Annotated in this window: 9 protein-coding genes and 1 pseudogene; 7 read left to right on the forward strand and 3 right to left on the reverse strand. The window is 71.4% G+C overall.

The features are described from left to right. Positions 1–29: 29 nt before the first annotated feature. Both PBV52_RS14375 and PBV52_RS14380 read left to right on the forward strand, forming a co-directional pair. Positions 30–614 (forward strand): TetR/AcrR family transcriptional regulator, encoded by a 585-nt coding sequence (locus PBV52_RS14375; RefSeq protein ID WP_274238746.1) that lies wholly within the window; start codon positions 30–32, stop codon positions 612–614. Between the two features lie 69 nt (positions 615–683). After that, positions 684–1448, forward strand: coding sequence for an SDR family NAD(P)-dependent oxidoreductase (locus PBV52_RS14380; protein WP_274238748.1), 765 nt, complete (start codon positions 684–686; stop codon positions 1446–1448). Between the two features lie 14 nt (positions 1449–1462). Here the strand turns inward: PBV52_RS14380 and PBV52_RS14385 are convergent, their stop codons facing one another. Continuing rightward, the gene (locus PBV52_RS14385; protein WP_274238749.1) at positions 1463–2389 is read right to left on the reverse strand and encodes an oxidoreductase; all 927 of its coding nucleotides are present in this window, start codon (positions 2387–2389) and stop codon (positions 1463–1465) included. Between the two features lie 257 nt (positions 2390–2646). On the opposite strand from PBV52_RS14385, the pseudogene PBV52_RS14390 reads away from it, so the two are divergent. Together PBV52_RS14390 and PBV52_RS51710 are read left to right on the forward strand one after the other, a co-directional pair. Beyond that, positions 2647–3534, forward strand: a pseudogene (locus tag PBV52_RS14390) (trypsin-like peptidase domain-containing protein); the annotation flags it as partial. A gap of 109 nt (positions 3535–3643) precedes the next feature. Further along, complete coding sequence (locus tag PBV52_RS51710) at positions 3644–6865, forward strand: WD40 repeat domain-containing protein (protein WP_346283452.1); 3222 nt, start codon at positions 3644–3646, stop codon at positions 6863–6865. Between the two features lie 29 nt (positions 6866–6894). Here the strand turns inward: PBV52_RS51710 and PBV52_RS14395 are convergent, their stop codons facing one another. Both PBV52_RS14395 and PBV52_RS14400 read right to left on the reverse strand, forming a co-directional pair. Further along, positions 6895–8646, reverse strand: a complete 1752-nt coding sequence (locus tag PBV52_RS14395) for a SulP family inorganic anion transporter (protein WP_274238751.1) — start codon at positions 8644–8646, stop codon at positions 6895–6897. Then, a complete protein-coding gene (locus PBV52_RS14400; RefSeq protein WP_274238752.1) occupies positions 8643–9248 on the reverse strand; it encodes a carbonic anhydrase in 606 nt (201 codons plus the stop codon). Before PBV52_RS14400 ends, PBV52_RS14395 begins: the two co-directional genes overlap by 4 nt. A gap of 193 nt (positions 9249–9441) precedes the next feature. On the opposite strand from PBV52_RS14400, the gene PBV52_RS14405 reads away from it, so the two are divergent. The 3 genes from PBV52_RS14405 (at position 9442) to PBV52_RS14415 (ending at position 13147) form a co-directional block, all read left to right on the forward strand. Next, positions 9442–10269: a response regulator transcription factor gene (locus PBV52_RS14405; protein WP_274238753.1), complete on the forward strand. Its 828-nt coding sequence runs from the start codon at positions 9442–9444 to the stop codon at positions 10267–10269. Beyond that, complete coding sequence (locus PBV52_RS14410; RefSeq protein WP_274238754.1) at positions 10266–11750, forward strand: ATP-binding protein; 1485 nt, start codon at positions 10266–10268, stop codon at positions 11748–11750. The genes PBV52_RS14405 and PBV52_RS14410 overlap by 4 nt, the downstream gene beginning before the upstream one ends. Before the next feature lie 239 nt (positions 11751–11989). Then, complete coding sequence (locus tag PBV52_RS14415) at positions 11990–13147, forward strand: alkaline phosphatase PhoX (RefSeq protein WP_274238755.1); 1158 nt, start codon at positions 11990–11992, stop codon at positions 13145–13147. Positions 13148–13181 lie beyond the last annotated feature (34 nt).

A 13181-nucleotide genomic window follows, 5' to 3' on the forward strand; every position in this document is an offset into this window, starting at 1 on the left:
TCGTTCTTATTGAACCTAGGCTGCGTCACGTGGCCAGGACCAAGGAGTTCGATCCCGAAGCCGCGCTGCAGGCAGCCCTTGAGCTGTTCTGGCAGCGCGGCTTCGAGGCGACGTCGATGTCCGACCTCGTCGAGCACCTCGGCGTCGGCCGCGCCAGCATCTACGCGACCTTCGGCAACAAGCACGAGCTGTATCTGAAGGCGCTGGAGCGCTACGACCGGGCAGGGCTCCCGCCGATCGTGCGGGAGCTGTCCCAGCAGGGGCCCGCACTGCCGGCCGTCCGGGCGGTCGTACGGCGGTATGCGGCCGAGGCCGCCGACGGGCAACTGCGCCTGAACGGCTGCCTGGTCACCAACACGGCGGCGGAACTCGCCCCGCACGACCCGGCCGCGGCCCGGCAGGTGGAGCGCAACTGGGACCAGCTGGAGACCGTGCTGCACTCGGCGCTGGCCCGCGCGCAGGCGCAGGGCGAGTTGCCGGCCGACCGCGATCCCCTCACCCTGGCGCGCATGCTGCTGGTGCTGCTGCAGGGCCTTCGGGTCGTGGGCAAGGCGTCGCCGGACCCGGCGCGGGTGCGGGACGCGGCGGAACAGGCCTTGGCGCTGCTCGACTGAGACCACCAGGCGGGCGGCGCCTTTTTTCTGCCGCCATACTGAACCGATCGGTCAAGAAAAGGGGAGATCATGACCAGCCGCTTCACCGACAGGACCGCCCTCGTCACCGGCGCGGGCTCCGGCATCGGACGGACTATCGCCCTCGCGCTCGCCGCCGAGGGCGCACACGTCGTCGTGGCCGGCCGGCGGCGCGAACCACTGGACGAGACGGTCGCCCTGATCGAAGGGGCGGGCGGCAAGGCACTGGCCGTCACGGCGGACGTCTCCCGCGCCGCCGATCTGCAGGCAGCCGTGGCCGCCACTGTGGACGCCTTCGGCTCCCTCGACGTGGCGGTGAACAACGCCGGCGTCTTCCGCGGCGGCGCCCCCGTGGCCGACCTCCCCGAGGAGGACTGGCACAGCCAGCTCGCGATCAACGTCACCGGCGTGTTCCTGGCTCTTCAGGCCGAGGTCCGCCAGATGCGCACCCAGCCGGCCGGCGGCGCGATCGTGAACATCGCCTCCACCTTCGGCGTCCACACCCGCCACCCCGGCGCCGCCGCCTACGCCGCCACCAAGGCCGCGGTCTCCGTCCTCACCAGGGGCGCCGCCCTCGACCACATCGGCGACGGCATCCGCATCAACGCGGTCAGCCCCGGCGCCGTGGAGACCCCCATGTCGCTGCACCCGGGCGAGTCCGAGGCCGACCGAGCCGACCGCGCCCGGGCGACCCTCCCCCTCGGCCGCATCTCGACCACGCAGGAGGTAGCCGCGGCCGTCCTCTACCTGGCCTCGGACGACGCCACGTCGGTGGTGGGCGCGGACCTGGTGGTGGACAGCGGAGCGACGGCGTGAGGACTCACCCGTGCTCACACCTTCAGAGCGTCGTACGTCACGCCGGTCAGCCGCTCCGATTCCTCCCAAAGCCGTTCACCCGCACGGTCGTTGACCGTCCATGGCGCCCGCCAGGACGGGGCGGGTGAGCCGCGCCAGTTGGCGAAGGACGGGCCGGTGAAGGAGTCGGGGCGGACCGCGGGGTCGGTGGCCGCGTACAGGACGGGGAGCGCGCCGGCCTCGGCGGGCTGGGCGAGGACGCGGTTGCCGATCCGCACGAACCACTCGCCGACCCGGCGCCCCTCCATGCGCGGCCCCTCGGTCTGCAGATTGGTGTCCGCGTACCCCGGATGGGCGGCGGCCGCCACCACGTCCGCCCCCTGCACCGCCAGCCTGCGCGCCAGCTCGTGCGTGAAGAGCAGGTTGGCGGTCTTGGAACGGCCGTAGGCGACCCAACGCCGGTAGCGGCGCTCGCTGTTGAGGTCGTCGATGTCGATGTTGGACAGCGCGTGCAAGGAACTGGCCACGGTCACCACCCGCGCGCCCGGCGTGCCGAGCAACGCGGGCAGCAGCAGACCGGTCAGCGCGAAGTGCCCGAGGTGGTTGACCCCGAACTGCGTCTCGAAGCCGTCCACCGTCGTGCCGTACGGCAACGCCATCACCCCGGCGTTGTTCACGAGCAGGTCGAGCCGGTCGTACGGCCATGTCGCAGCGAACTCCCGCACGGAGCCGAGATCCCCGAGATCCAGCCGCTTCAACTCGACCTGCGCGCCCGGCACTTCACCGACCAGCCGGACCCCGGCCGCCGTCCCGCGCGCCTCGCTCCGGCAGGCGAGCACCACCCGGGCACCCTTGCGCGCCAGCTCGCGCGCGGTGGCGTACCCGAGTCCGCTGTTGGCCCCGGTGACGACGGCGACGCGGCCGCTCTGGTCGGGGATGTCGTGCGCGGTCCAGCCGGACATGACGGAACTCCTTCCGCGGGCAGGTCCGGGCCCAGGTACCTCATCAGACTGCGCCGAAACGGCTGCCGGGGCCAGTTCGGCAGCCTTTGGGATACGCGCGGTGTGAGGGCCTCGCGGACATGACAGGGAACAGGGCACAGGCGTTCTTCGAACGGCACTAGCATCGCTCTCCCTAAGTCTGTGACGGCATACGCGATGCGGGGGATGCACGGCGTGTCTGTGGTGGAGCTGCCGGTCGGTGTCGGCGAGGTGGACGTATGACCGCGCCGGGAGAGGCAGTCGGGCCCAGGGCGCTCGACGGTGCCGTGCTGCGGGTCCGGGACGAGGTGGGGTTACCCGTCGGGGCGGGCTTCCTGGTCACCGGTGACCTGGCCTTCACCTGTGCCCATGTGGTCACCGCCGCCCTCGGCGCCCCGGAGGGCCGGCCCCCGAAGACAGCGCGGATCCAGGTCGACCTGCCGTTGAGCGGCACGTCGGCGTCGGTGACGGCGCGGGTCGAGGAGTGGTCCGACGAGCAGGACATCGCGGTCCTGCGGTTGGACGAGCCGCTGCCCGGCGCCCGGCCCGTGCGTCTCGTCCGGGCGGACGAGGTGTGGCACCACCCGATCGCCGCCTTCGGCTTTCCGGCCGGGCGGGACAACGGAGTGTGGCACTCGGGACGCCTCCTCGGCCGGCAGGGCGACGGTTGGATCCAGACCGAGATGACGTCCCGCAACGGCTACCGGATCGCACCCGGGTTCAGCGGCGGCCCCGTCTGGGACGAGCAACTGGTCGGCGTGGTCGGCATGGTGGTGGTGGCCGAGGCCAAGGATCCGGCCGCCGCCTATCTCGTCTCGGCCGACCAACTGCTCGCATCCCGGCCCGAGTTGGCACGCCTCGCCGTACCGGAGTCGCCGTTCCACCCCCTGGCCGCCTTCGGCGAGACCGACGCGAGGTTCTTCTTCGGCCGGGAGCGTGAGGCCTCCGAGGTGGCCGACCTGGTGCGCAGGCACAAGGCGGTCACCCTGGTCGGCCCCTCCGGCTCCGGCAAGTCCTCGCTGGCCGGGGCGGGCGTCATCCCCCGCCTGCGTCAGGAGGGTTACGAAGCCGTCGTCCTGCGGCCGACCTCCTCCTACGGCACCCCGCTGACCGCCCTCGCCGCAGCTCTGCTGCCGCTGCTCGAACCTGGACCTGCCCGAGGTGACCCGCCTGGAGAGGATCCAGCAGCTGGCCGGCCTCCTCGGGTCCGACGGGGCACCCGGCCTGCACGGGGTCGTGACCCGCGTCCTGGAGCGGACGGACAGCCGACGCCTGCTGCTCGTGATCGACCAGTGCGAGGAGGCGCTCACCGCCGCGTCGGCCGACGTCGCGGCGCTGACGGACGTCCTCTCCGTCGAGAACCTGCCCGAGTCGTTACGCATCCTGATCACGTTGCGCGCCGACTTCCTGGAACCCGCGCTGGCCGCTCCCTGGCTCGGCCCGCTCGTCGGCCACCGCATCCACGCGCTGCGCCCCATGAACCGCGAGCAGCTGCGTGAGGTGATCACCGCGCCGATCGCCGCCACTCCGAACGTGACGTACGACGAGGGGCTGGACGACCGGATCCTGAAGGACACCGGTGACGCGCCTGGAGCCCTGCCGCTGCTCGTCATGGCCCTGGACCTGCTGTGGCGCGAGCAGACCGTGCACGGGCGGCTGACGTACGAGGCGTACGAGCGGATCGAAGGGGTGACCGGCGCCCTCAGCCGCGAGGCGGAGAGAGCCTGGGCGAACACCGTGACGGAGGCGGACGAGCCGAACGCCCGGCGCCTGTTCACCCGCCTGGTTCAGATCCCGGTGGCGGGGTCCGGCGCGGTCGCCCGCAGACCCGCCGCCCGCTCCGAATTCGCCCCCGCCGAATGGGAGATCGCCCAGCGTCTCGCCGCCACCCGGCTGCTGGTCACCGGCCAGGGGGATACCGTCGAGCTCGCTCATGAGGCGCTGATCACCGGCTGGCCGAAGCTGGCCGCATGGGTGGCCGAGGACCACGAGTTCCTCGCCTGGCGCGAGACCGTGCGACTAGACCTGGACCGCTGGCGCGGCGCCGGCGAACCGGCCGAACTGCTGCCCAGCGCCGTGGCCCTGGCCACGGCACAACGCTGGCTCACCGAACGCGCCGACGACATCGGCGACGCCGAGCGGGACTTCCTGGAACGGGGCCACCGCCGACGCAGGTCAGCCGTCCGGCGCCGGCGGGGGCTGTTCTCGGCGATCGGGCTCATCACGGCCGCGGCCCTCGTCCTGGGGGCACTGTTCTTCTACCAGCGCGCGGTCAGCGAGGAACAGGAAGCTGCGGCCAACTCCCGGGCGTTGGCGAGCATCTCGACCGACCAGCGGCTCCAGGACCCGGCCTTGGCGATCCAGCTGGCGCTCGCGGCCTACCGCACGTCGCCGACGGACGAGGCGAAGAACGCGCTGCTGCGGTACTACGCCCAGTACCGGTCGGCCTCGCGCATCCTGTCCGGCACGCTGGGCGCCGTGGAGGACTTCCGGGCGAGCGAGGACGGCGACGTGATGCTGGCCCGCACCGACACGGGCAGGGCGACGCTCTTCGTCCACGCGATGGGCGGAACGGTACGCACAGAGCAGCTGAACGGGCCGCCGTACGTCGTGTATCCGCTGGTCTCGGGTGACGGCGGCCGGGTCGGCTACATGGCGGGCCGCTCGCTCGTCTGGTACGACGTGCGCCCGGGGGGACACTCCCTGGCGGGCGACCACCACCAGTTGCCCGTCGAGGGGCCGGAGTTCGAAGCCGGCACGACCGACTCGGAGTTCGCCCAACTGTCTGCGGACGGGCGGCTGTTGGCGGCGGCCGGCGGGACGAGCGTGGCGTGGTGGGATGTGGACCGGCGCGCCTTCGGCGGCAGGATTACCGTGCCCCAGGCACGGGGCGGTCAGTTGAAGCGCCTGTGGTTCGGGCCGGACGACGACACGCTCATCGCGCTCGCCGTGATGGCCGACGCCAAGCAACGGCTGCTGGTCATCGATCGCCGTACCGGCAGCGTCCGGGTCCTCGCCGACTCGTTCGAGGAGGCCGTGGTCTCGGGGGACGGCAGCTCCGCGGTGACCTGCCGTTCCGAGCAAGGCGGCGACCGTACCGCCGTCTACACGGGGGTGCGGACATCCGACGGCAGCAGGCTGGGGCAGTTCGTGAACGTGGACAGCTCCCTGTGCACGCCGATCGCCCTCGGTCCGGGTGGCCGCTATCTCGCGCTTGGTTCCGGCACCAGGAAACTCGTCGATCTACGGCTGTCCATGGTCACGGCGACGTTCCGCGAACCGGACGAGAGCGGGGCGAAACTGCTTTCGTACGCGAGGCTCGTGGGCGAAGGCTCGAAGCTACTGCTCGTCACCGGGAACAGCACGGGGATCTTCTGCGCCGAGGTGGCCACCTCGCCGGCGCAGGACATGCACCGGGTCGACCTGACGCCCGACGGCCGGAGGGTGGTCGCCCTGCCCAGCGGCGGGGAGTCGATACAGCTCCGGACCGTGGGCACCAGCAGCGAAGTGATCGCTCAGGCGCCACGGATCAAGCCCTACTGGGAGGGCGAGGACCTGACCGTCTTCACCAAGGACGGCACCCTGCTCGCCGAGCGCGCAGGCGTGAACAAGGTGGCGGTGCGCGACGCGAAGTCGCTCCGGCAGGTGTCCGTGGTCACGACCGTCATGCCGCCCGAGCCCGTGAGCGACGGACACCAGCCGTTGCTCGACTACTTCTTCGACCACACCGGCCGCCTCGTCACGGCCACCGGGACGATGATCCAGCGATGGGACAGCAGAACGGGCCGCGCCGTCGACGACTATGACCTGAACGCCCTGGGGCGCGTGGTGACGGAACAGGACGTCACCCGCCGAAACATCAAGGTCTCCTCCTACCCAGCCGCGGACCGGGTGTCCGTCGTCGTCACCGGCGACCCGTATCTGCGGGTCATCGATCTGCCCAGCGGGCGCCAGACGGTCCGGTACGACACGAACCACAACGACAACATCGCCGCGACCTTCGACCCGAGCGGCGAGCACTTCGCCCTGCTGCGCCGCAGCCGGAACATCGAATTGTGGGACACCGACCCGCTGGGCAGGAAGATCGGCCCCCTGCCGAGCTTCGACTTCCCCGCCGCCGCCGGCTTCGTGACCGGCGAGGGACGCTACATGCTGGCCGCCAACAACAAGATCCGGATCTACCGGCTCGGCAAGCGGAGCTACGAGGCATCACTCGATCTCGGGCCGTACAGCGAAAGAAACGTCGAGACGCCGAAGTACTACTTCCTGGACGCCACCCCCGACGGCGAGACCCTGCTCTACTACCGTGCCGGCGTCTCCAGCGTCATCTACCCGTTGTCGCTACGGCCCGACAGCTGGGCCGACGCGCTCTGCCGGGTGCTCGGCGGCCGTGACCTCACCCGGGCGGAACGCGACAGCCAGCCCGTCCCCGTCCCCTCCGAGCCCGTCTGCCCCTGACCGGCCGGCTCGGAGGGTGGCGGCGGCACTCACCCCACCAGCGGCGGCCGCTGCGCATAGTCGTCGTACCCTCGCCCGTACTCGTCGGACAGCGGCCGTGTGTCCAGGTAGAACCACTCGGCGCCGGGGCCCGGCAGCGGGGCCGACTCGACGTTGGCCGGGGGCGCGGGCGCGGGCGCGGCGGCGGCAGGTACCTCCGTCTTCGCCGGCCCCGGCATCAGCAGCTCCACGCGCAGCCCCAGCCCCCGCTGTTGCGCGGTGAACTCCTCGACCTGGTTGCGGCAGGCGTGGTCCAGATGGGTCACGCCGGTCAGGTCCAGGCGGATGCGGGGCCTGCCCGAGGCCGCCGCGGACTCCAGGGCCTCGATGACCTGCGGGAGCCGTAGGAAGGTCGCATTGCCGGCCATGACGACCTTCGCGGTGTCGTCCTCGATGTGCTGTCGGATCACCGTCTGCGACATGCGCAGGGCGGCCAGCACGATCCCGGCGGCCAACCCGACGAGGACACCCTCCAGCAGCGCCGTCGCCACGATGACCAGCGTCGTCACCGTCATCACCACGAACTCGCCCCGGTCCTGCCGCCACATCTTCGGGAACTCCTCCGGCGCGAACAGCTTCCAGCCGCTGTGCACGAGGACACCCGCGAGCACCGAGATCGGAATCAGGGCGAGGACCTGCGGCAGCAGGAGGGCGAAGGCGAGAAGCCACAGGCCGTGCAGGGTGCGGGAGATGCGGGTCTTCGCACCGGCCTGGACGTTGGCCGAGCTACGGGCGACGACCGCGGTGATCGGGAGGGCGCCGAGGATGCCCGCGACGGTGTTGCCGGCGCCCTGGGCGATGAGTTCGGTGTTGTAGCGGGTGCGCGGGCCGCTGTGCATACGGTCCACGGCGGCCGCGGTGAACAGGCTCTCCGCCGAGGCGATCACCGTGAAGGTGAGGATGGAGGTGAGGATCGCGGGCTCCGCGAGGCCCGCGAACTGCTCGGCCCCCGGCACCTGCACAGACGCCAGCAGATTGCCGACCTGGAGCGTCTTCACGTCCACGCCGGGCAGCGCGGCGACCGCGATGCCGATACCGACCGCGACCAGCGCGGCCGGGACCTTCTTCGCCGGGCCCGGCACCTTCTTCCACAGGAAGCTCAAGCCGATCGTGGCGGCGCCGAGCAGCGTGGCGATCATCGCCTGCGAGTCGGTCAGGATGTCGGCGAACAGGCCCGGTATCCCGGCCATGTTCTCGATCGGCGTGCCGGGGGCCTTGGCGTCGGCCATCGGGTAGGCCTGGCTGAACATCAGCGGCAGCCCGATGCCGGCCAGCATCCCCTGGACCACCGCGAGGGAGATCGCCTGGAACATCCGCCCGAGGCGTACGACACCGAGGACGATCTGCAGGATGCCCGAGAACAGGACGATCACGCCGAGCATCGCCACGCCGTGCTCCAGCACCGTCTCCGCGACCAGCGCCGCGAGCCCGGCGGCCGGCCCGCTGACCTGCAGCGTGCTGCCCCGGACCACTCCGACGACCAGGCCGCCGATCACCCCGGAGATGATCCCGAGCTCGGCGGGGACACCGGAGGCGACGGCCACGCCAATGCACAGGGGCAGGGCGACGAGGAAGACGACGAGGGAGGCGGTGATCTCGTTGGCGAGGTCGGGCTTGGCGCCCCCGGTTTTCGGTGACGTCGCGCCGCCCCACTTCGGCGCGCCGCCCTTCTCCTGCACGCCGCCCTTCTTCAGCGCGCTGCCCTTGCTGCGCGTACGCCCGCGCGCATGCGCCCCGCTCATCCGGTATGCACCCGGAACCGACCGTCCCCCTCCAGCTCGTGCACCTGCCCGGTGTCGACCTCGTAGTACCAGCCGTGCAGCCGCAGCCGCCCCCCGTCCAGCCGTTGCCGCACCACCGGGTAAGTCCGCAGTACGGCAAGCTGGTTGACGACATTGCCCTGCGCCACGTCCGGCAGCGACGGGTCGTCGGAGGCGGTCGTGAGGACCGGTGCCAGTTCGGGGCGGGCCAGCTGCAGCCAGGCGTCCACGCCCGGCAGCGCGGACAGGTCGTCGCCGGACTTCAGCGCCCCCATCGCGCCGCAGTGTGAGTGACCGCACACGATGATGTCCTGAACCCCGAGCACCTCCAGTGCGTACTCGATGGTGGCGGCCTCCCCGGACGCACCGGGGCTCCCGTACGGCGCCACGATATTGCCCGCGTTGCGCAGCTCGAATATCTCTCCGGGCCGTGCGCCGGTAATCAGGGCGGGTATGACCCGCGAGTCCGAGCAGGTAATGAAGAGCGCCTCGGGATATTGCCCCTCGGCCAGTTTTCGGTATTCACCGCTCTCGAAATCCACCCGACGCCTGAACGATCGGGCACGCTCCAGCAACGCCTTCAACGATGCCTCCTCAGCTGGGAGTTCGGCCAGTTGAACAGCACCGTAGAGGAGCTCACACCAGAGGAAGGTTAAGTGAAAGCCAGAGCGAGTCCAGTAATTGGACATTCTTTGCCGCAACGCCCCGCAAGCGCTTGTCTCTTGTAGCGTGTCGACGTCAGGGCAGAGAATGCAAATTCACGGAGAGACAGGACGCATGGGCATACGAGTGCTGCTCATCGAGGACGACGAGACGATCGCCGAGCCGCTCACCGAGGGTCTGGGTCACTTCGGGCTGACGGTGGATCACGTGACCACCGGGGCCGAGGGGCTGAGAAGGCCGTACGGCGATGTCGTCCTGCTCGACCTCGGGTTGCCGGACATGGACGGCATCGACGTGTGCCGGGGCATCCGGCAGGTCTCGGACGTGCCGGTCATCATCCTGAGTGCGCGGGGTGAGGAGGCCGACCGGGTACTGGGGCTCGAGCTGGGGGCGGACGACTATCTGGCGAAGCCGTTCAGCGTACGGGAGTTGGTGGCGCGGGTGCGGGCGGTGACCCGGCGGACCCAGCGCACGGAGGCGGTGGCGGAGCCGGTTCGCACCCCGCCACCCCCGGTGCTCCCGTCGCCCTCCTCGCCACCCTCGCCCTCGTCACCACCCTCGCCCTCGTCACCGCCCTTGCCGCCGTCGCCCCCGTCGTTCGAGGAACCCGGCCCCTCACCCTCGTACGCCCCCGGCCCGCTCGTCGTGGACCGCCGCACCCGGCAGGTCTGGGTCGGTGAGGCCCCCGTCACGCTCACCCCGAAGGAGTTCGAGCTGCTGGCGCTGCTGACCGAGGATCCGGGTGCGGTCTACTCCCGGCAGCAGATCCTGGACCGGGTCTGGGATCCGCACTACGAGGGCCCGACCAAGACGCTGGACGTCCATGTCGCCTCGCTGCGGCGGAAGTTGGGTGACCCGGGATGGATCCAGACGCTGCGCGGGGTCGGCTTCCGGCTGGCGGTGCAGGCCGAGCCGGGCGGGCAGCAGGTGTCCTCGCCGTGACCCGTCGGCTGCTGCTCAGCTACCTCTCCCTCGCCGCGCTCGTCCTGCTCTGCCTGGAGATCCCGCTGGGCTTCGTCTACTCGCGCAGCGAGCGGGAGCGGGTGGTGAGCGCGGCGAAGGACGAGGCCGAGTCGGTCTCCGCGTACGCCTCGCTGTCCCTGAGCGCGGGCCGTGCCGAGCGGGACCTGCCGCGCCGGGTGGTGCACTGCGCCGAGCGCATCGGCGGGAAGGTGGTGGTCGTGGATGCCGCGGGCACCCTGCTCGCCACCTCGCACCCGCTGGCCGCCGTCATGTCGTCCAACCTCGCCTCCCGCCCCGGTATCGCGGCCGCCCTGCACGGCACCTCCACGGTGGACGTCCGCACGTCGACCATCGGCGGGGTCGAGTACCTCTCGGTCGCCGCGCCGATCCGGCACAGCTCGGGACTGCAGGGTGCCGTATGGCTCACGCTGCCGACCCGGACGGTGCACGAACGCGTCCATCACGTCTGGCTGTTGCTCGGCCTCGGCGGGCTCGGAGTGCTGACGGCGGTCGCGGTGGTCGGGTTCGCGATCGCCCGCTGGACCGGTCGGCCCATCCGTGAACTGGAGCGAGCCACGGACGAGTTGGCGGACGGCGGCCTGGCCGCGCCGGTGACGATCACGAAGGGGCCGCCCGAAGTGCGCCGCCTGGCCGCCGCGTTCAACCGTACGGCGGCCCGGCTCGCCCATCTCCTCGCCGCCCAGCACGCGTTCGCGGGCGAGGCCTCCCATCAGCTCAAGACGCCGCTCGCGGCGCTGCGGCTGAGGCTGGAGAACCTGGAGCCGAGCATCCTGGACCGCGGCCGGGGCAGTCTCACGGCCGCGGTGACCGAGACGGACCGGCTCTCCCGGATGGTCGAGGGCCTGCTGGCGATGGCCCGCCTGGAGGAGGACGCCGCCACGCCCGGCCCGGTCGACGTGGGCGCGGTCTGTGCGGAACGGCACCGCACCTGGCAGCCGCTGTTCGCGAAACAGGGGGTCTGCCTGGTCCTGTTCGCCGGCAGCGTGGGACCGGTGCTCGCGGTGCCGGGCGGGGTCGAGCAGATCGTGGACAACCTGCTGTCCAACGCCCTGCGTGCTTCCCCGCCGGGCAGCACCGTGACCATGGAGCTACGGCTCCATGTACCGGCCCGCCGCGCCCTGCGCGACGCCCGCCCCGCCTGGGTCGACCTGCACATCACCGACGAGGGCCCCGGCATGACCCCGGAACAGCGCGCCCGCGCCTTCGACCGCTTCTGGCGCGCGCCGGGCGCCCCCAAGGGCGGCACGGGACTCGGCCTCTCACTGGTCCAACGGCTCGCGCACGCGAGCGGCGGCGAGGCGAGCCTGCACGCCTCGGCCGCGGGCGGGCTGGACGCGGTGATCCGCCTGCCGTCGGCGGAGCCGCCGCGCGAGGTGCACGGGCCGGGCCTCGACGGAGCCGGGCAGCGGAAGCGGGCGGTGCCGGCGTTGCGGGCGTGAGCGCACACGGGCGACACTCAGGGGGGCGCACGCGGGCAGCTGCACTCCGGAGAGTGCACGCGGGTGGCACTCACCTGAGCACTCACGGGCGGCACACGGGCAGCTCTCAGGTATGCCGTCCGGCGGTCATGCGTTGGCCACGGTCCGTCCACCATGCGCCCCTAGGTTCCATGCCGCCCCCCACGCACGACCCCGTCGTCGACCGACGGCGGGGCGGTACGGCACCTCTTGGAGTGAGAGTGGAACGTCGTAGCCTCCTGCGTGCGGCCGTCCTCGGCGGCTCTGCCGCCGTGTTCGGCGGAACCCTGTCGCGCGGCGCCGCGTACGCCGCGCCCGCCCAGCCCGGCACCGGTCCCTACGGGCCGCTGGGCTCCCCCGACGCCAACGGCATCAGACTCCCGAGCGGCTTCACCAGCCGTGTCATCGCCCGGTCCGGCCAGACGGTGACCGGCACGTCGTACACCTGGCACAACGCCCCCGACGGCGGCGCCTGTTACGCCGACGGCAGCGGCTGGATCTACGTCTCCAACTCCGAGATCAACCCCTCCGGCGGCGCGAGCGCGGTGAAATTCTCCTCGACGGGCGCGATCACAGCCGCGTACCGCATCCTCTCCTCCACCCGTCAGAACTGCGCGGGCGGCAAGACCCCGTGGAACACCTGGCTGTCCTGCGAGGAGGTGTCCCTCGGCTACGTCTACGAGACCGACCCGTGGGGCGTGAACACGGCGACCCGCCGGGACGCGATGGGCCGCTTCAAGCACGAGGCGGCTGCCGCCGACCCGGTGCGCCAGGTGATCTACCTGACCGAGGACGAGACGAACGGCCGCTTCTACCGCTTCGTCCCTACCACCTGGGGCAACCTCTCCTCCGGCACCCTCCAGGTCATGGTCGCGGGCAGCGGCACCTCGGGCTCCTTCAGCTGGGCGAACGTCCCCGACCCGGACGGCTCCCCGACGGCCACCCGCTCCCAGGTCTCCGGCTCCAAGTCCTTCAACGGCGGCGAGGGGTGCCACTACGCCAACGACACGGTGTGGTTCACGACCAAGGGCGACAACCGCGTCTGGCAGCTCAACCTGACGTCGAACACCTACGAGTTGGCGTACGACGACTCCCTCGTCAACGGCACGGCCCCGCTCACCGGCGTCGACAACATCACCGGTTCCTCCTCCGGCGACCTCTTCGTCGCCGAGGACGGCGGCAACATGGAGATCTGCCTGATCACCCCGGACGACATCGTCGCCACGTTCCTGCGGATCGACGGCCAGTCGAGCTCGGAGATCACGGGCCCGGCGTTCTCCCCGGACGGAACACGGCTGTACTTCTCCAGCCAGCGCGGCACGAGCGGCAGCTCGTCGGGCGGGATCACGTATGAGGTGACGGGCCCCTTCCGCGCATAGCGATTACGAAACAGACACACATCCCACACATCTG

Source organism: Streptomyces sp. T12 (assembly GCF_028736035.1).
Classification (GTDB): Bacteria; Actinomycetota; Actinomycetes; order Streptomycetales; family Streptomycetaceae; genus Streptomyces.

Coding starts and splice junctions, on each gene's coding strand:
- PBV52_RS14385 (WP_274238749.1), bottom strand. CDS start 2,389: ATGTCCGGCTGGACCGCGCACGACATCCCCGACCAGAGCGGCCGCGTC.
- PBV52_RS14395 (WP_274238751.1), bottom strand. CDS start 8,646: ATGAGCGGGGCGCATGCGCGCGGGCGTACGCGCAGCAAGGGCAGCGCG.
- PBV52_RS14380 (WP_274238748.1), top strand. CDS start 684: ATGACCAGCCGCTTCACCGACAGGACCGCCCTCGTCACCGGCGCGGGC.
- PBV52_RS14405 (WP_274238753.1), top strand. CDS start 9,442: ATGGGCATACGAGTGCTGCTCATCGAGGACGACGAGACGATCGCCGAG.